The organism is Streptomyces sp. DH10, from assembly GCF_029813805.1.
GTDB classification, from domain to species: Bacteria; Actinomycetota; Actinomycetes; order Streptomycetales; family Streptomycetaceae; genus Streptomyces; species Streptomyces coeruleofuscus.
This window is the reverse complement of the sequence record NZ_JARVKU010000007.1, coordinates 151,469-169,371: the sequence shown is the minus strand read 5'-3', so window position 1 is coordinate 169,371 and position 17,903 is coordinate 151,469. Positions and strand designations below refer to the sequence as shown.

16 protein-coding genes are annotated in these 17,903 nt (G+C 72.7%); 7 read left to right on the top strand and 9 right to left on the bottom strand.

The window, feature by feature from the left end:
- The first annotated feature begins 20 nt into the window (after nt 1–20).
- From QC385_RS17215 to QC385_RS17205, 3 genes are read left to right on the top strand one after another with little or no spacing between them, the layout of a single operon-like run.
- Nucleotides 21–1,058: an AAA family ATPase gene (locus tag QC385_RS17215; RefSeq protein ID WP_279542212.1), complete on the top strand. Its 1,038-nt coding sequence runs from the start codon at nt 21–23 to the stop codon at nt 1,056–1,058.
- A complete protein-coding gene (locus QC385_RS17210) occupies nt 1,058–2,419 on the top strand; it encodes a DUF58 domain-containing protein (protein ID WP_279542211.1) in 1,362 nt (453 codons plus the stop codon). Before QC385_RS17215 ends, QC385_RS17210 begins: the two co-directional genes overlap by 1 nt.
- Nucleotides 2,419–4,812 (top strand): transglutaminase TgpA family protein, encoded by a 2,394-nt coding sequence (locus QC385_RS17205; RefSeq protein ID WP_279542210.1) that lies wholly within the window; start codon nt 2,419–2,421, stop codon nt 4,810–4,812. Before QC385_RS17210 ends, QC385_RS17205 begins: the two co-directional genes overlap by 1 nt.
- 269 nt (nt 4,813–5,081) lie before the next feature.
- On the opposite strand, the gene QC385_RS17200 is transcribed toward QC385_RS17205, so the two are convergent.
- From QC385_RS17200 to QC385_RS17190, 3 genes are all read right to left on the bottom strand, one after another.
- Complete coding sequence (locus QC385_RS17200) at nt 5,082–5,483, bottom strand: DUF3040 domain-containing protein (RefSeq protein ID WP_086604991.1); 402 nt, start codon at nt 5,481–5,483, stop codon at nt 5,082–5,084.
- Between the two features lie 279 nt (nt 5,484–5,762).
- Nucleotides 5,763–6,560, bottom strand: a complete 798-nt coding sequence (locus QC385_RS17195) for a methyltransferase (RefSeq protein ID WP_279542209.1) — start codon at nt 6,558–6,560, stop codon at nt 5,763–5,765.
- 195 nt (nt 6,561–6,755) lie between these two features.
- Nucleotides 6,756–7,319, bottom strand: a complete 564-nt coding sequence (locus QC385_RS17190; protein ID WP_279542208.1) for an SAV_6107 family HEPN domain-containing protein — start codon at nt 7,317–7,319, stop codon at nt 6,756–6,758.
- 246 nt (nt 7,320–7,565) lie between these two features.
- Between QC385_RS17190 and QC385_RS17185 the strand changes: the two genes are divergently transcribed.
- The 4 genes from QC385_RS17185 to QC385_RS17170 all read left to right on the top strand — a co-directional run bounded on the left by QC385_RS17185 (nt 7,566) and on the right by QC385_RS17170 (nt 12,572).
- Nucleotides 7,566–7,817 carry a hypothetical protein gene (locus QC385_RS17185; RefSeq protein WP_443032925.1) on the top strand — a complete coding sequence of 84 codons (252 nt, stop codon included), beginning with the start codon at nt 7,566–7,568 and terminating at the stop codon, nt 7,815–7,817.
- A complete protein-coding gene (locus tag QC385_RS17180) occupies nt 7,789–9,873 on the top strand; it encodes a YhgE/Pip domain-containing protein (protein WP_279542207.1) in 2,085 nt (694 codons plus the stop codon). The genes QC385_RS17185 and QC385_RS17180 overlap by 29 nt, the downstream gene beginning before the upstream one ends.
- Nucleotides 9,874–9,944: 71 nt before the next feature.
- The gene (locus tag QC385_RS17175) at nt 9,945–10,574 is read left to right on the top strand and encodes a TetR/AcrR family transcriptional regulator (protein WP_059423228.1); all 630 of its coding nucleotides are present in this window, start codon (nt 9,945–9,947) and stop codon (nt 10,572–10,574) included.
- Between the two features lie 504 nt (nt 10,575–11,078).
- Nucleotides 11,079–12,572 carry a phytoene desaturase family protein gene (locus QC385_RS17170; RefSeq protein ID WP_279542206.1) on the top strand — a complete coding sequence of 498 codons (1,494 nt, stop codon included), beginning with the start codon at nt 11,079–11,081 and terminating at the stop codon, nt 12,570–12,572.
- Nucleotides 12,573–12,590: 18 nt separating this feature from the next.
- Here the strand turns inward: QC385_RS17170 and QC385_RS17165 are convergent, their stop codons facing one another.
- The 6 genes from QC385_RS17165 to QC385_RS17140 form a co-directional block, all read right to left on the bottom strand.
- Nucleotides 12,591–13,541, bottom strand: coding sequence for an SCO2102 family sporulation regulator (locus tag QC385_RS17165; RefSeq protein WP_279542205.1), 951 nt, complete (start codon nt 13,539–13,541; stop codon nt 12,591–12,593).
- A gap of 56 nt (nt 13,542–13,597) precedes the next feature.
- Nucleotides 13,598–14,521 (bottom strand): methylenetetrahydrofolate reductase [NAD(P)H], encoded by a 924-nt coding sequence (gene metF / locus QC385_RS17160; RefSeq protein WP_279542204.1) that lies wholly within the window; start codon nt 14,519–14,521, stop codon nt 13,598–13,600.
- Between the two features lie 96 nt (nt 14,522–14,617).
- The gene (thiE, locus tag QC385_RS17155) at nt 14,618–15,277 is read right to left on the bottom strand and encodes a thiamine phosphate synthase (protein WP_279542203.1); all 660 of its coding nucleotides are present in this window, start codon (nt 15,275–15,277) and stop codon (nt 14,618–14,620) included.
- Nucleotides 15,278–15,789: 512 nt separating this feature from the next.
- On the bottom strand, nt 15,790–16,155 hold the full coding sequence (locus tag QC385_RS17150; protein ID WP_039932287.1) for an Rv2175c family DNA-binding protein: 366 nt from the start codon (nt 16,153–16,155) through the stop codon (nt 15,790–15,792).
- A 77-nt stretch (nt 16,156–16,232) separates the two neighbouring features.
- A complete protein-coding gene (locus QC385_RS17145) occupies nt 16,233–17,474 on the bottom strand; it encodes an NAD(P)/FAD-dependent oxidoreductase (protein ID WP_279542202.1) in 1,242 nt (413 codons plus the stop codon).
- Between the two features lie 32 nt (nt 17,475–17,506).
- A complete protein-coding gene (locus QC385_RS17140; protein ID WP_279542201.1) occupies nt 17,507–17,857 on the bottom strand; it encodes a hypothetical protein in 351 nt (116 codons plus the stop codon).
- Between the last annotated feature and the right edge of the window lie 46 nt (nt 17,858–17,903).

The window sequence follows — 17,903 nt, the reverse complement described above, 5'->3', positions numbered from 1 at the left end:
GAAAGGCCGAGGAGGGCCGGGTGACGACCTATGACGATCGAGCGAGCCTCACTGATCTGACCGCCGTGGTGGAACGCGTGCGGGAGTCGGTGGAAGGCGTGATCGAGGGCAAGCCCGAGGTCGTACGGCTCTCGCTGACCGTACTGCTCGCCGAGGGACACCTGCTGATCGAGGACGTCCCGGGCGTGGGCAAGACGATGCTCGCCAAGGCACTGGCGCGGTCCATCGACTGCTCGGTGCGGCGCATCCAGTTCACGCCCGACCTGCTGCCCTCGGACATCACCGGTGTGTCCATCTGGGACCAGCAGCGCCGCGACTTCGAGTTCAAGCCGGGCGCGATCTTCGCGCAGGTCGTGATCGGCGACGAGATCAACCGCGCCTCGCCCAAGACGCAGTCCGCGCTCCTGGAGTCCATGGAGGAGCGCCAGGTCACCATCGACGGCAAGACCTACGAGCTGCCCAGCCCGTTCATGGTGGTGGCGACGCAGAACCCGGTCGAGATGGAGGGCACCTACCCGCTGCCGGAGGCCCAGCGCGACCGCTTCATGGCCCGGGTCTCGGTCGGCTACCCGAGCGCCGAGGCCGAGCTTCAGATGCTGGACGTGCACGGCGGCGTCTCGCCGCTGGAGGACCTCCAGCCCGTGGCCCACGCGCACGAGATCCTCAAGCTGATCGAGGCGGTGCGCGGCGTCCATGTCGCCGAGCCGGTCCGGCGCTACGCGGTCGAGCTGGTCGGCGCCACGCGCACGCACCCCGATCTGAGACTGGGCGCCTCCCCGCGCGCGACGCTGCACCTGGTGCGCGCGGCGAAGGCGTCCGCGGCTCTGAGCGGCCGGGAGTACGCGCTGCCGGACGACGTGCAGGCACTCGCCGTCGCCGTCCTGGCCCACCGTCTGCTGCCCACCGCCCAGGCCCAGCTCAACCGCCGCTCGGCCGAGCAGGTCGTCGAGGAGATCCTCCAGCGCACCCCGGTGCCGGCGACGCCGCAGCAGAGCGGCTTCGGCGGCCTCGGCCGGGGCGTGCCGGCGTATCCCCAGCAGCCGCCGCGGAGGCTGTGATGACCACCGCGGGGACGGGGCAGACGGAGGCCGACCGGGGCGACAAGGGCGGCATCCGCACCGCCCTGGCCGGTCTGACCACCCGCGGACGCTCCTTCCTGGCCGCCGGCGTCGCGGCCGCCGTCTGTTCGTACGTGCTCGGGCAGAGCGACCTGCTGCGCGTGGGCCTGCTGCTGGCCGTGCTGCCGCTGGTGTGCGCGACGGTGCTGTACCGCACGCGCTACCGGGTCGCGGGCAGCCGCCGCCTGTCCCCCGCGCGCGTGCCTGCGGGCAGCGAGGCGCGGGTCCATCTGCGGATGGACAACGTCTCGCGGCTGCCCACGGGGCTGCTGATGCTCCAGGACCGGGTGCCGTACGTGCTCGGTCCCCGGCCCCGTTTCGTGCTCGACCGGGTGGAGGCGGGCGGCCGGCGCGAGGTGTCCTACCGGGTCCGTTCCGATCTGCGCGGCCGCTACCCGCTGGGCCCGCTCCAGCTGCGCCTGACCGACCCGTTCGGCATGTGTGAGCTGACCCGGTCCTTCTCGACGTCCGACACGCTGACGGTGATCCCACGCGTGGAGCCGCTGGCGCCCGCGCGCCTCAGCGGTGAGGCGAAGGGGTACGGCGAGGGGCGGCAGCGTTCGCTCGCGCTGGCCGGCGAGGACGACGTGATCCCGCGCGGGTACCGCTACGGCGACGACCTGCGCCGTGTGCACTGGCGCTCCACCGCCCGCTACGGCGAGTTGATGGTGCGCCGCGAGGAGCAGCCGCAGCGCGCCCGCTGCACGGTGCTGCTCGACACCCGCGGCATCGCCTACCAGGGCGCGGGACCGGACTCGGCCTTCGAGTGGGCCGTGTCGGGCGCGGCGTCCGTGCTGGTGCACATGCTCGAACGGGGCTTCTCGGTCCGGCTGCTGACGGACACCGGCAACGCGGTGCCCGGCGAGGGCGGTGACGGATTCGCGGGCGCGAACCAGGAGTCGGCGGACGCGGCCGGGCTGATGATGGACACCCTCGCGGTGATCGACCACTCCGACGGCGCGGGTCTGTCCCGGGCCTACGACGTGCTGCGCGGCGGGAACGAGGGGCTGCTCGTGGCTTTCCTCGGCGACCTGGACGAGGAGCAGGCGGCCGTGCTGGGCCGGATGCGGCAGCGCAGCCCGGGCGCGGTCGCCTTCGTGCTGGACAGCGACTCCTGGGTGCGGGAACCGAGCGACGTGCCCGGTCCGTTGGACGGGAGCGGGGAGCGGCTGCGCATGCTGCGCGAGGCGGGCTGGACGGCCCTCGGCGTGCCGCGGGGTGCCTCCGTGGACGAGCTGTGGCGGCAGGCGGACCGGGAGCGCAGGGGGATGGCCGCCGCGGGCGGCGGGGAGGGACCGTGATGAGCGGGCGGGTACGACTGACGCTGGGCGCGTGGGCGGCCACACTGATGGCCGCGTGCGCCCTGCTGCCCCTCGTCAAGCCGGCGACCTGGATCGTGCAGGCCGCCTTCCTGCTGGCCGTGCAGGCGGGCGTGGGTGCCGCGGCCCGCAGGGTGCCGCTGGCGCGCCCGCTGACGGTGGCGGCACAGGCCGTGGTCACGGTGCTGCTGCTGACGTTCCTGTTCGCCCGTGAGCAGGCCCTGGCCGGGCTGGTGCCCGGGCCCGACGCCCTCGACCGCTTCGCGCTCCTGCTCCGGCAGGGCGGGGACGACATCGCGCGGTACGCGATCCCGGCGCCCCTGGAGTCCGACGGCATCCGGCTGATGCTCATCGGCGGCGTCTTGATCATCGGGCTGCTGGTGGACACCCTCGCGGTGACCTTCCGCAGCGCCGCCCCGGCCGGTCTGCCGCTGCTCGCGCTGTACTCGGTGGCCGCGGGGCTGTCCGACGGGGGCACGGACTGGCTGTGGTTCCTGGTCGCGGCGGCGGGCTATCTGATGCTGCTCCTGGCCGAGGGCCGGGACCGGCTCTCCCAGTGGGGCCGGGTCTTCGGCGGGGCTCCGCGCACGGCCGGAGGGGAACCGAGCGGTGCGGTCGCCCCGGTCCGCACGGGCCGGCGGATCGGCGTGGTCGCGCTGGGCATCGCCCTGGTGGTGCCGCTCGGACTGCCCGCGATGAACGGGGGGCTGCTGGACTCCGTGGGCGCGGGCGCGGGCGGCGGCACGGGCGGCGGCGGCACGATCTCCGCCGTGAACCCGCTGGTGTCGCTGCGCGACAACCTGAACGTGGACGAGGACCGGCAGGTCCTCTCCGTGAAGACGAAGATGGCCGACGTCTCGGACCTCTATCTGCGGATCGTGTCCCTGGACGAGTTCGACGGCACGACCTGGAAGCCGGCCCGGCGCTCCATCACCGCCGTCCCCGACGGCACCTTCCCGACCCCGATCGGCCTCGGCTCCGAGGTCAAGCGCACGGAGGTCGACACCACGATCACGGCGGCCGACTGGTACGGCCAGGACTGGCTGCCCATGCCGTACCCGCCGAGCGGCGTCGACATCCGGGGCAACTGGCGTTATGAACCCCTGGGGATGACGCTGGTCGGCGACCACGGCCAGAACACTCGAGGGCTCACGTACCAGGTCAAGAGCCTGGACGTGCAGCCGACGGCGGAACAGCTGGCCTCGGCCGCGCCCCCGCCGGCGGCCATCGTGCGGGCCTTCACCAAGCTGCCCGACTCGCTCCCCGCGGTCGTGGCGCGCACCGCCCGCCAGGTCACCGCGGACGCCGCCAACCCCTACGACCAGGCGGTCAAGCTCCAGGACTGGTTCGCCGTGACCGGCGGCTTCGAGTACGACACGCAGGTGCAGGTCGGCAGCGGCTCCGAGGGGATCGCCCGCTTCCTGAAGGACAAGCAGGGCTTCTGCGTGCACTTCTCCTTCGCCATGGCGGCGATGGCGCGCTCGCTCGGCATACCGGCCCGGGTCGCGGTGGGCTTCGCGCCCGGTACCCCGCAGGCGGACGGCTCGGTGTCGGTGGGGCTGCGCGACGCGCACGCCTGGCCCGAGCTGTACTTCGAGGGCGTGGGCTGGACCCGCTTCGAGCCGACTCCGAACCGCGGCTCGATGCCGCCGTACACGCTGCCCGAGAGCCCCGGCAGTTCGGTCCCGGACGTGGTCCGCCCGTCCGAGACGTCGTTCTCCGCTCCGTCCCCGACCCCCTCGACGAGCGAGAGCTGCACGGCGGTGCAGAGGAAGCTGGACGGCGGGTGCGCGAGCGAGTCCCCGCAGGCGGCGCTGCCCACGGGCGGCGACGGGCCGAAGTGGTACGCGATCCTGGCCTGGGTCCTGGCCGGCCTCGCCGTCGTGGCGCTTCCGCTGGCACCGATGCTGTGGCGCCGCCGGACCCGGGCGGTCCGGCTGGGGGCGCACGGCCGTAGCGATGCGGACGCGGTGCCGCACACGCTGGCCGTCTGGCAGGAGCTGACCGACACGGCCTGGGACTTCGGCATCGTGCCGGACGAGTCACAGACGCCGCGCAAGGCGGCCGCACGTATCGTCCGGCTGGGATCCCTCGACGCGACGGCCGCGGCCTCGGTGCACCGGGTGGCGAACGCGGTGGAGCAGGTCCTTTACGCACCGCAGCCCCGACCCACAGCGGGCCTCACGGACGACGTCCGCCGCGCTGCTGCGGGCCTGGGCGCCGGGGTCGGCCGTGGCACCAGGCTCCGTGCGGTGCTGGCTCCCCGCTCCACGGTGCGCGTGGTGTGGGCGATGTCGGCCTGGTGGTCGGGCGTGCGGGAACGTGCCCTGGCGCTGCGGCCGACGTGGCGGAAGGCATCGGGACAGCAGGGCTGACGGGCAGGGAGGGCTTGGGCCGGTCGGGGTATGTGCCCGGCCGGCTTCCCTGTGTCTGACTCGGGGGCGGTCGGTGATGCGTCCGGCTTCCCGTCGCCCCGGGCGAGCACGCGCCGGAGGGCGGCGGCGGCCTCCCAGGGAAGTCCTCCCCCGGTGCCCCCGGTAGCCAGTCGCTCCTTGTACGCACGCACACGTCAGGGGGTGACCACCGACTGGGTGGTCACCCCCTGACTCATGTCTTCAGGTGTCCTGGAGATCTGTGCTCCGGGCTAATGGCCGCCCTGCTCGTCGCGGCGCTTCTGCCAGCGCTGCTCGATGCGGTCCATCATGGAGCGCCGTTGCCGGCCCTGACGGCGGGCGGCCGGCTGTCCGCCGGCTCCGGCCGCCTGTTCACCTGGCTTGGGGGCCTTGCGCCAGCCGGTCACGGCGAGCACCGCACAGCCCAGCATGACGAGGAAGCCCACGACGCTGAGCCAGACCTGTTTGGCGACCATACCGGCCATGAGGAGCGCAATACCTACGAGGAAGCCCGCGACCGCCTGGTAGACCCGTCGCCGGGTGTACGTACGCAGCCCGCTTCCCTCGAGCGCCGTCGCGAACTTGGGATCTTCGGCGTACAGCGCTCGCTCCATCTGCTCGAGCATGCGCTGCTCGTGCTCCGAGAGCGGCACGGAGTCCTCCTCATCGTGCAGTCGCCGGGGCGACCCGGGGGGTCTCTTCAGGATAGGCAGGGAATCGCCCCCGTGAAACCCGCCCCTCTGCGCCAATTGGCCAACCGGAACACGCCATGAACATCCCGGCTCGCTGAGGCCTACATTCCCCGGCGGCCGACCCGTCATGCCGGAACGGTCTCCCTCGATCATACGGCGCCAAGCCGCCATTCGGGGGGCCTGTGGCGTACTCCATGCACAGGCCAGGCGCTGATCAGCGGTGGTACCCCACGAAGCGGCTCAGGCCTCGACCGCCCCACCAGTCTCGATTACCTCGCCAGTCCCAGGGGTCTCACCCAGCACATGAAGCTGGGTTGCCACCGAGTGGAAGGCGGGAAGCTCGGCGGCCGCCTCCTCCAGCTTCAGCAGCGCCTCCAGGGCGCCGGGCTCGGTGTCGACGAGGACGCCGGGCACGAGGTCGGCGAAGACCCGCACGCCGTGCACGGCGCCGACACGCAGGCCCGCGCCCTCGACCAGTCCGGTGAGCTGATCGGCGGTGAAGCGGCGCGGGACGGGGTCACCCGTGCCCCATCGTCCGTTCGGGTCGTCGAGCGCCTGCCGGGCCTCCTTGAAGTGCCCGGCGAGGGCGCGGGCCAGCACGGCACCCCCGAGCCCGGCGGCGAGCAGGCTGAGGACGCCCTCGGAGCGCAGGGCGGCCACCGCGTTGCGCACGCCCTCGGCGGGGTCGTCCACGTACTCCAGGACGCCGTGGCACAGCACCACGTCGTAGCCACCGCGCTCGGCCACGTCGAAGAGGCCGTGGGCGTCGCCCTGCACGCCCTTCACCCGGTCGGCGACTCCTGCCTCGGCGGCGCGGCGTTCCAGGGCGAAGAGCGCGTTGGGGCTGGGGTCGACGACGGTGACCCGGTGACCGAGACGGGCGACGGGCACCGCGAAGTTGCCGCTGCCGCCCCCGGTGTCGAGGACGTCCAGCGACTCCCGACCCGTGGCCTTGACCCTGCGTTCCAGGGCGTCCTGGAGGACCTCCCAGACCACGGCGGTACGGAGTGAGGCGCGGGGGCGCATCGGGTCCGACACGGCAGTTGACTCCTCGGCGCGGCACCGCCTCTTGCACGGCGGAGCGAACGGGGCGCCTTCCCCGGTCCCGGTCACGGGGAGGGAAGACTTCAGGCGTACCCCACCCTATTGCCTCCGGCCGGGCAGCCGGCATGGCCCGGTCCTCACCCGGACACGCGTCGGCACGACCGGGCGGATGCGCGCCGCCGGGCCCGCTCAGCCCGCGTCCGGCATGTCCCGCCCCTCCCCCGGTCCCTCCGCTTCGGCCTGGTCCGCGCGGGGCTGCGGGAGGACCGGCTGGAGGACCAGCATGCGCTCGACGATGCGGAGGAACATCGCCACGTCCCGTATCAGGTCGTCGGCGTCCCGGCTGCTGGCCGCGTCCTGGATGCCCGCCTCGGCCCGGGCACGGCGCCGGGCGCCGGAGGCGAACAACGCGCTCCACTCGGACAGTTCGGGCGCGATCTCGGGGAGCACTTCCCAGGCGCTCCTGATCTTGGCCCGGGCACGGGGCGAGGTCTCCGGCCGCCCCCGGGCGGCGAGCACGGCGGCGGCCGTGCGCAGGGCGGCGAGGTGGGCCGTCGCGTAGCGCTCGTTCGGTGTCTCCAGACCGGTGGCCTCGTCGAGGCCGGCGCGGGCCTGGGCGAGCAGGTCGAGGGCGGCGGGCGGGGCCGAGGCCCGGCGGAGCACAGGGTGGACATCGCTCGCAGGACCGGTCAGTGAGGGGGCAGGGCCGGTGGCGCGGCGCCGGCGTGCGGCTGCTGCGTGGGAGCTGGCCATGACGAACCTCCTGTCGTCTGTGTGACGGCATGTCCGTTACGGAGTGCCGTATGTGACCCATCGTGAGGTATGGCACTGACAATCCGATCTGACCTGCGGTTTTGCCTCGCTCGTAGGTTCGGAGTAGTTTTTGCACTGACCAGTCAGTTCAAAAACTTCAGCTCTCAACCGAAGGAGACTCGTGGGGGAACGAGCGGGAGGGGCGCGGGTCGCCGCCGAGGGCCTCGGAGTCAAAGGGCCGCGCGGGTGGGCGTTCCGCGGGATACCGACCTCAAGCTCTCGGACGACGAGCGGGACGAGGTCTGGTCCCTGCTCAGGTCCCTCGCGGACGCCGGGACGACGGTCGTGGCGGTGTGCAGTGAGGCCCCCGCGGGCGCCGTCCGGGTGTCCACCCGGGAGAACCAGGACGACAGCGACGATCACCGGGCGGCCGAGGACGAGAAGGCCGACCAGGGAGAGGAGAAGGCCGATGCGCTCGCCGAGACTGGCCGCGCTTGAGCTCCGCCGCTTCGGCCGGGGCAAGCTGCCGCGCGCCGCACTGGTCGCGCTGCTGGTGCTGCCGCTGCTGTACGGCGCGCTGTACCTGTGGTCGTTCTGGGACCCGTACGGCCGCCTGGACCGTATCCCCGTGGCGCTCGTGAACGACGACAGGGGGGCGACCGCCGACGGGAAGAAGATCACGGCGGGCGACGACATCACGGAGCGGCTGCACGACAGCAAGACCTTCGACTGGCAGGAGGTGAGCGCCGCCGAGGCCCGCAGGGGCGTCGAGGACGGCACGTACTACCTGTCGCTCACCATGCCCGCCGACTTCAGCGAGCGGATCGCCTCCAGTTCCGGGAACACCCCGGAGACCGGCGCCCTCCAGGTGCGCACCAACGACGCGAACAACTACATCGTCGGGCAGATCTCCCGGACGGTGTTCAGCGAGGTGCGGCAGGCCGCGTCCACGAAGACGTCACGGTCGTTCCTGGACAAGATCTTCGTCTCGTTCTCCGACATCCACGGCAAGACCGTGAAAGCGGCGAAGGGGGCCGACGAGCTCAAGGGCGGCATCGGGAAGGCCGAGAAGGGCTCCAAGGACCTCGCCGACGGCCTGAAGGACGCCAAGGACGGCAGCGGCGATCTGTCCACGGGCCTGAAGAAGCTTCACACGGGCGCGGGCGACGTGGCGGACGGCTCGAAGCGGGTCGCGGAAGGCACGCGGAAGCTCGCCGACAAGGTCAACACGTACGCCGACAAGGTGGGCCCCTTCCTCAAGGGCAACGAGAAGGCCATCGGCGACACGGCCCGGCTCGTCGCTGACTCCTCCGGGGTGATCCGCAAGAACCTGGACACCCTGGCGAAGACGGCCCCGACCGCCGCCAAGGGCGCACGTACGGCGTCGGACACGCTGGACGGCGTCTACGCCAGGCGCTGTGACGACCCCGTCCTGCCCGACGCCGCCTGCGCAGACCTGAAGAAGGCCAAGGACGCGGCCGCCGACGTCGCCGTCATCGCCGACGACGTCAACACGCTGATCGCGGACCAGAACGGCGATCTGACCAAGCTCGACAAGAACCTCGCCACCCTCCAGAAGCAGTCCCGGGCCCTGGCCGAGCGCGCGCCGCACCTCTCCGAGGACCTCGACGACGCCGTCAAGAAGATCAACAAGCTGAACGACGGGGCGGCCGAGGTCGCCGCGGGCGCGAAGAAGCTGCACAAGGGGCTCGGCACGGCCAAGACCGGTGCCGTCGACCTGGACAAGGGCGTCGGCGATCTGAAGACGGGCGCGGACGACCTCAACGGCGGCATGTTCAAGCTCGTCGACGGCTCCGGCAAGCTCGCCGGCGGGCTGCACGACGGGGCGGAGCGCATCCCCGACTACGGCAAGCGGGACCGCGACCAGCGCACGGAGGTCATGGCCGACCCCGTGCGGCTCGCCTCCCAGGACCTGCACAAGGCGCCCAACTACGGCACGGGGTTCGCCCCGTACTTCATCCCGCTGTCGCTGTGGGTGGGCGCGATGGTGGCCTACATGCTGATCGCGCCGATGAACCGGCGCGCGCTCGCCGCGGGCGCCTCGGCATGGCGGATCGCGCTGGCCGGCTGGCTGCCCGTGGTGGCGATCGGGGTGCTCCAGACGGTGGCCCTGATGTCGGTGCTGCACTGGGCGGTGGGCCTGGAGATGGTGCGGGCGGCCGGGACGGTGGGCTTCCTGTTCCTGGTGACGGCGTGCTTCGCGGCGATCGTGCAGTGGCTGAACGCGCGCTTCGGGGCGGCGGGCCGGATCCTCGTCCTCGCCCTGCTGATGCTCCAGCTGACCTCGGCGGGCGGCACGTATCCCGTGCAGACCAGCCCCGGATTCTTCAACGCGCTCCACCCCTTCCTGCCGATGAGTTACGTCGTCGAGGCCCTTCGGCGGCTGATCACGGGCGGTGGTCTGGAACCGGTGTGGCACGCGTGCGTGGTGCTGACGGCGTTCACCGCCGGCGCCCTCGCGCTGACCGCCGTGTCGGCCCGCCGCCGCCAGGTGTGGACGCTGGACCGGCTGCACCCGGAGCTGAGCCTGTGAGTCCCTCGGTGACACCCCCTGCGCACCCTTCGGTGACATCCCCGGGAAAGGTTCCTGTGACAATCAGGGCCATGGAAAGCAGCAGTGCCGCGTCGGGCGGCAGCACGCGCCGCGAGGCCACCCGGCAGAAGCTCTACGAGGCGGCCGTCACGCTCATCGCCGAGCAGGGCTTCTCCGCCACGACCGTGGACGAGATCGCCGAGCGTGCCGGAGTCGCGAAGGGCACGGTCTATTACAACTTCGCGAGCAAGTCCGTCCTCTTCGAGGAACTGCTGCGGCACGGGGTCGGCCTCCTCACCGCCTCCCTGCGGGAAGCGGCCGAGCGGACAGCCCGTGAGGGCGGCACCAAGGTCGACGCCCTGGACGCGATGATCCGCGCGGGGCTCGTCTTCATCGACCGCTACCCGGCCTTCACGCAGCTGTACGTGGCCGAGCTGTGGCGCACGAACCGGGCCTGGCAGTCCACACTGATGGTGGTCCGGCAGCAGGCCGTCGCGGTCGTGGAGGACGTGCTGCGCGAGGGTGTGGCGGGCGGCGAGTTCAGCGACGAGATCGACGTCCCGCTGACGGCGGCGGCGCTCGTCGGCATGGTCCTGGTGGCCGCGCTGGACTGGAAGTCCTTCCAGCCGGAGCGCTCCCTGGACGACGTCCACGCGGCCCTGTCCCGGCTGCTCCAGGGGCGGGTGAGCGGCTGCCGCTGAGGGCACGTCCTGTGCGGTGCCGCCGAGGCCACACCCTGAGCGGCTGCCGCTGAAGTCAGCCCCGGCGCAGATGCGAAAGCGCCGGTCCGCTGTGGCCGCGTCCCCCGCGGGCCACCTCGAACCGGCGCCTTCCTCACTCCCCCGTTTTCCTGCTCCCCCGTGCGCTCCCCCGCAGGACCCCCCGTTCGGTCGTCCCCCGGTTCTCCCCCGTGCCTCGCTCCCGCCGACACCGTCGGCGGAAGGAGCGGATCGTGGGCCCGGTCCCGTTCCGGCGCCCCGTGTCGCCGGTACCGGGACCGTGCCCCTCTCCGTGCCTCCACTCTCTCGTTCTCGCAGGTCCTCGCCCATCCGCGCGCGTACTCAACTCCCTCACTAGGTACGGGTACTCAGCCCTGCGCACGCGGCCCCAGAACAACGGGTGGCCGACTGGTCACGATCGCTTCCGTGCCCGTACTCGGAGGCTGTCGGCGGGGGCTGTCAGCGGGGGCCGATAAAGTCCCTGGCATGGCACGGATTGCGGTGATCGGCGCCGGGATGGGCGCGCTGGCGGCGGCCGCCCGGCTGGCCGTCGCGGGCCACCGGGTGGTGGTGTACGAGCGGACGGACACGTACGGCGGAGCCCTGCGCCGCTTCGAGCGCGAGGGGTTCTCCTTCGACACCGGCCCCGGCCTGCTCCCGCTGCCCGCCGTCTACCGCGACCTGTTCGTCAAGACCGGCAAGGAACCGCTGGAGGCCTGCGTCGATCTGGTCCAGGTCGATCCGTCGTCCCGGCACGTGTTCGCGGACGGCACCCGGGTCTCGCTGCCGAACGCCTCGCGCGCGGGCGTCGTGGCGGCTCTGGACGAGGCACTCGGCTCCGGGACCGGCCGGCGGTGGGGCGACTTCCTGGTGCGGGCCCGCGAGGCCTGGGACCGGACCCGCCGGCCCCTCCTGGAGGAGCCGCTGTGGCCGAACTGGCAGGTGCTGGCGGAGCGCGAGCCGTACCCGGCGGTGCCCCACAAGCGGCTGCTGCGCACCCGCCGGGCCGGCACGCTCGCCGAGGTCGGCGCCTGGGAGCTGCGGGACGCCCGGCTCGCCGCGCTCCTGGAGAGCCACGCCCTGGCGCAGGGCCTGGACCCCCGGACCACCCCGGCGAGCGCGGCCGTACTGCCGTACATGGAGCACGCCTTCGGCACTTGGTACGTGCGCGGCGGCCTGCGCGAGCTGGCCCGCGCGGTCTACGAGCGGTGTGTGGCCCGAAAGGTCGAGTTCCGTTTCGGCGCCGAGGTGACCGGTGTGCTGGAGAAGGACGGCCGGGCATCGGGGGTGGAACTCGCCGACGGCACGGTCGCGGAGGCGGACTTCGTGGTCGCCGGTGTCGCGCCCGGCACACTGGACCGGCTGTCGGCACAGGCCGCGGTGCGGGGTGACGGGGACGTGCCGCCGCAGTCCGCGGCGGCGAGCCGGGTCACGGTGCTGCTCGCCCTGCGCGGCGCCCGCCCCGAGGGCACGGCACACCGCACGGTGGTGCACGCGGCGGACCGCGAGGCCGAGTTGACCGCCCTGTTCGGCGAGGCGGCGGGGAACACACGCCCGACGGTCACCGTCCTGCGGCCCGACGACCCGGGGCTGGTCCCGGACCCGGGCCACGAGGCGGTCACCGTCACGACGGTGGTACCCGCGCGGCCCGGCGAGCCCCGCGACGACCTCGCCGACAACATGATCACCGTCGCCGAACGCGCCGTGCCCGACCTGCGCGACCGTCTCCTCTGGCACGAGGTGCGCACCCCGGCCGACATCGCCGGGGCGACCGGTGCGGACGGCGGGGCGGTGCCCGTGCCCGCCCTGGCGGCGGACGGCGGGCGGCTGCTGCATCCGTCCAACAGCACGCCCGTGCCCGGTCTGTTCACCGTCGGCGGCTGGGCGCACCCCGGCGGCGGACTGCCGCACGCCGGCATGTCGGGCGCGCTGGTGGCGGGACTGATCGTGGAGGGACCGGAGTTCCGGGGCTCCCAGTGAGCCGGCGGCGTTAAGGCTTCAGAAACGGTACTGCTCGTCGAAGCCGTTCCCGGGCGTCTGCTGCTGCCCGTTGCCCTGGTACGGGTACGGCTGCTGCTCCGGCGGCAGTTCCTGGCCGTACTCGTCGGTGTCGCGCTGCTGCGGGACCCACACACCGCCGGGCGGGGTCTCGCCGCCGTAGGTGCCGGTGTACTGGTCCTGGCCGTAGCCCTGCTGGGCGTAGTACTGCTGGTCGCCGTAGGAGGTGTCGTACGAGGCTCCGCCGTAGGTCGGCGTGCCGATGTACGGGTCCGAGTAGGCGGCGTACTGCTGCTGGTCCGTGGCCTCGTAGCCCTGCTGCTGGCCGTAGCCCGAGTAGTCGTAGGAGTAGGACTGGTCGGTGCCCGGGGCCGTGGCGGCGTACTGGTCGTGAGTCTGGCCCGCCTGGTACCCGCTGTCGCCGTACACGCCGTAGGAGCCGGTGTCGTCGGGCACGGGCTGCGGCTCGTAGACGGCGGTGGTCTCGGCGGCCGTCGGGTGGACAGGACGCGACGGGGTGAAGACGTCGTCGCGGTCGTAGTCGTCGTCCTGGCCGTAGGCGGGGGCACCGGCGTCGCGGCGGTAGTCGGCGCCCTCGTCGCCGTAGCCGCCGCCGGCCGTCTCCAGGCCGGAGACCTCGAGGGTCGGCTCCTGGCGGCCGCGCTCACCGCGGCGGCGCTTGCTGCCGCCCAGCATCGGCGCGTTCATCGCCCAGCCGGCCGAGAATCCGCTGCGGAACGACAGGGTGACGTACGTCTGGCCGACCGCGAAGGCGGCCGCGCCCAGTCCGATCACGATGACGGACGGGATCAGGACGCCGACGACGACGCCGAGGAACCCGGCGAAGGCCAGCAGCCGCCAGCGCAGCCGCGCCTTGTACTGCAACAGCACCTCGCCCAGCAGCCACAGCGCGACGATGCCGAACGCGATGTAGAGGACCGCCCAGCCCATGTACGCCCCTCTCCCAGTCGCCGCTACGCAGTGTGTCGTATACCGGTGCGAACGGTCTAGGCCTGCGGTCGGTGGTGCAGGCCAAGGTTCTCGTAGATTTCCAGCGTCGCCGTGGAGTTGTTGAGCGTGATGAAGTGCAAGCCGGGCACTCCCTCGGCGAGCAGCCGCGCACAGAACTCCGTGGCGAATTCGATACCAATGGAGCGTACAGCGGCCGGATCGTCTTTTGCTGTGAGGATCCGCTCTTTCAGGGCGGCGGGGAACGCGGCGTTGGTGAGGGACGGGATGCGCTCCAGCGACCGCGCGCTGGCGATCGGCATGACCTCGGGAATGATCGGGGTGTCGCAGCCGGCGGCCGAGACCCGGTCGCGCAGCCGGAGGTAGTCCTCCGGGTGGAAGAACATCTGCGTGATGGCGTAGTCCGCGCCCGCGCGGCACTTGTCGACGAAGTGGCGGACGTCGGTGTCCCAGTCGGTGGAGCGCGGGTGCATCGCCGGGAAGGCCGCGACGCCCACGCAGAAGTCGCCGGACGTTTTGATCAGTTCGACGAGTTCGGCGGCGTAGGCCAGGCCCCGGGGGTGCGGCACCCAATCGCCCATCGGGTCACCGGGCGGGTCGCCGCGCAGGGCGAGCATGTTGCGGATCCCGGCGTCGGCGTACTGGCCGATGATGTTGCGCAGGTCGGCCACCGAGTGGTCGACCGCCGTGAGGTGCGCGATGGGCGTGAGGGTGGTGTCGGAGGCGATCGCCTCGGTCGCCTTGACCGTCCCCGCGCGGGTGGAACCGCCCGCGCCGTAGGTCACGGAGACGAAGTCGGGCGCCACGGCCTCGACCCGGCGCAGCGCGTTCCACAGGTTCCGCTCGCCCTTCGGTGTCTTCGGGGCGTAGAACTCGAACGAGTACGTCGTTTTGCCGGTCGCGAGCATGTCGCGGACAGTGCGCGCGTGGTCCGACCTGATGGATGCGGTGCCGAGGGCCATACCGGCAGGTTAGCCAGGGGCGGTCGGTCCCCCAACCAGGCACAGACATTTGACTGATTTGTGTACTTGCTGTCCATCCCTTGGACACTCGGCGTACTACTTCTCCCGCAGCCTCTTCGCGAACTCGGCCGCCGCCGCGCCCGGGTCGTCGGCCTCGGTGATCGCCCGTACGACGACGGCGCGCCGGGCTCCCGCTTCCATCACCTGGTCGAGATTGCCGAGGTCGATGCCGCCGATGGCGAACCAGGGCCGGTCGGTGCCGAGGGAGGCGGTGTACCGGACGAGGTCCAGGCCGGGGGCGTGGCGGCCGGGCTTGGTGGGGGTGGGCCAGCAGGGGCCGGTGCAGAAGTAGTCCACGCCGTCCTGGCCGGCGGCCGCGGCCGCCTCGGACTCGGCGTGCGTGGAGCGGCCGATCAGGACGTCGTCGCCGAGGATCGCGCGGGCCGCGGGGACGGGGAGGTCGCCCTGGCCGAGGTGCAGTACGTCGGAGCCGGCGGCGTGGGCGACGTCCGCGCGGTCGTTGACCGCGAGCAGCTTGCCGTGCCGGGCGCAGGCGTCGGCGAAGACGGCCAGGTGCTCCAGCTCCTCGGCCGCCTCCATGCCCTTGTCCCGCAACTGCACGATGTCGACCCCGCCCGCCAGCACGGCGTCCAGGAACTCCACGAGATCGCCCTGCCGCTTGCGCGCGTCGGTGCAGAGGTAGACCCGGGCGTCGGCGAGCTGGGCACGGGCGGTGGTGGCGGTGGTGGCGGCCATGCGGGTCCCCCTGGTTGTCGGTGGCGTACGGGTGCGGGGTGCGCCTGTGGCAGCGCACGGATCGGGTACGGGCGCACCCTGTGGCAGCGCACGGATCGGGTACGGGCGCACCCGTGAGCGTACGTACACGGTTACACCCGGCGACATAGAGGTGCGGGCGCGCGCCCATGGTGGCGTACGGGTGGGAGGTGCATCGGGCGGGACCCGGACCGGTGGCGTTACGGACGGGAGGCCAGGGCGCTCGCGTCCCTGGCGGACGGGCAGTGCGCCACCCCTGCGCACGGCACGTGCATGCGGCCAGCGCGCCGGAGCGTCCCGCTCCGGTGACTCCGGCGACTCCGGTGCGGGCCCCGCCTGGGGTCCGCGCGGCCCGCCGCAGGCGGCTCGCACCCCAGCCGGGGCGCGAGCCGCCCCGTGACCGGGACCCGACGGGCCCCGGCCCACACACCGGGCGGTTGTTCAGTCCGGTCCCACTTGTACGGCACCGGACGGTTGTTTGGGTCGAGGTCGGGTCAGACCGCGAGCGCCTGGGCTCGGCGCTTCACCTCCGTGCCGCGATTCTCGCTGAGCGCCTGTGCCGGCGTACCGGGCAGGCTCGGGTCGGGGGTGAAGAGCCACTCCAGCATCTCTTCGTCCGTGAAGCCGTCGTCCCGCAGGAGCGTCAGGGTCCCGGACAGGCCCTTGACGACCTTGTCCCCGTCGATGAAGGCCGCGGGGACGTGCAGTGCGCGGTTCTCACCACGGCGTACGGCGATGAGCTGGCCCTCCTTGACCAGCTGCCGCACCCGCGTCACCTCGACGCCGAACTGTTCGGCGATGTCGGGGAGGGTGAGCCAGGCAGGGACGAGAGCATCGATCTTTGCGTCAATCTCGGTCACGGAAACCAGCCTGCCATCCCCCACTGACAGTCGGAAGTCGGGCCCGCCCACCTGGGCGGACACGGGCACCTCTCGGGCTACGCCGTCGCCGCCTTCAACGGCCTGGCCGGGTCCGCCAGCAACGCCGGATTCATCGGCGTGCCCGACTCGATCAGGCGGCGGCCCTGCGCCAGGTCCCGGGGGCGTCCCACCGCCAGCAGCGCGACCAGCCGGTCGCCGCGCAGCCAGCAGACCGTCCAGGCCGGTCCGGCCGGGTCGCCCCGCCACAGGGTCGTGTCGGCGGCCGCGTGATGACCGGCGTACTGCACGAACCGACCGAACTGCTCGGACCAGAAGTACGGCACCGGGTCGTACACCGCCGGGGTCTCCCCCGACGCCCGGCCGACGATGTTCACTGCGACCGTGCGCGGCCCCTGGAGGGCGTTGTCCCAGTGGTGCACCAGCAGGCGCTCGCCGTACCGGCCGGAGGGGAAGGAGGCGCAGTCGCCGACCGCGTACACGTCGGGCGCCGACGAACGCAGGTGCTGGTCGGCCACGATCTCGCCGTGCGTGCCCAGCTCGACCCCGGAGCCGGACAGCCAGGCCGTGGCCGGACGGGCGCCGATGCCGACGACGACCGCGCCCGCGGGCAGCCGCGAGCCGTCGTCGAGAACCACCGTGCCGGGCTCCACACGCTCCACGCGCGCGTGCGTCCGCAGGACGGCGCCCGCGTCGGCGTACCAGCCGGCCATCGGCGCGGCGACCTCGGCGGGCAGCGCCCCGGTGAGCGGCCGCTCGGCCGCCTCCACGACAGTCACCGCGCAGCCCGCCTCGCGCGCGGCCGTGGCGAACTCCGCGCCGATCCAGCCCGCGCCCACGACGACGATGTCCTGCCGGCGGGCCAGCACCGGCCGCAGCCGCTCGGCGTCGTCCAGGGTGCGCAGCAGATGCACGCCCGGCACACCCTCCGCTCCGGGCAGCCGGATCGGTTCGGCACCGGTCGCGACGACCAGGACGTCGTACGGCACGGGCCCGTCCTCGGTGTCCAGCTCGTGGTCGCCGGGCCGCAGGCCCCGCACCTCGCAGCCGAGCCGCAGCTCGATGCCCAGGGCCTCGAAGTCGACGTCGAAGGCGGAGCCCTCGGCCTTGCCGAGCAGGACGGCCTTGGACAAGGGGGGCCGGTCGTACGGCTGGTGGGGCTCGGCGCCGATCAGGCTCACGGTGCCGGCGAAGCCCTGCTCGCGCAGGGCGACCGCGGTCTGCACACCGGCCATGCCCGCACCCGCCACGACCACGCGCCGCGGCGCGGACGAACCTGGTTCCTGCGTCTGCTCGCTCACCTGATCACCATAGACAACTGACATTTCGTCAGTCAGTGCTCATGCGCAGTGACCTGCTCCACAACGCTCGTCCCGCTGCCCGCCTGGGACTCCCACTCCCAGCTCTCCTCCAGCCGCACCCGCCCGTCGGGCAGTTCCACGACCGTCGACACACAGTGCCCGGAGGAGGTGGTCCCGTCCACCTTGAGCTGTACGTAGCGGAAGTCCAGCCTGTCGCCCTCCCGGGTTCCCACGAGATGTCCGCGTACGACATCGCCGCCGGTGTACTCGGCCCAGACCTCGCCGTCCTTCTCGTGGTAGGTGAACCGGGTGCGGGTCCCCACCTGGCCCGGTGCCTGGTCGGCGACCGGGGCGAGGACGAGACCGTCGAGGGATCGGGTCATGGCGGTGGTGCTCCCTTACTGCGCCGTACGGCATCGGGCTAGGGTG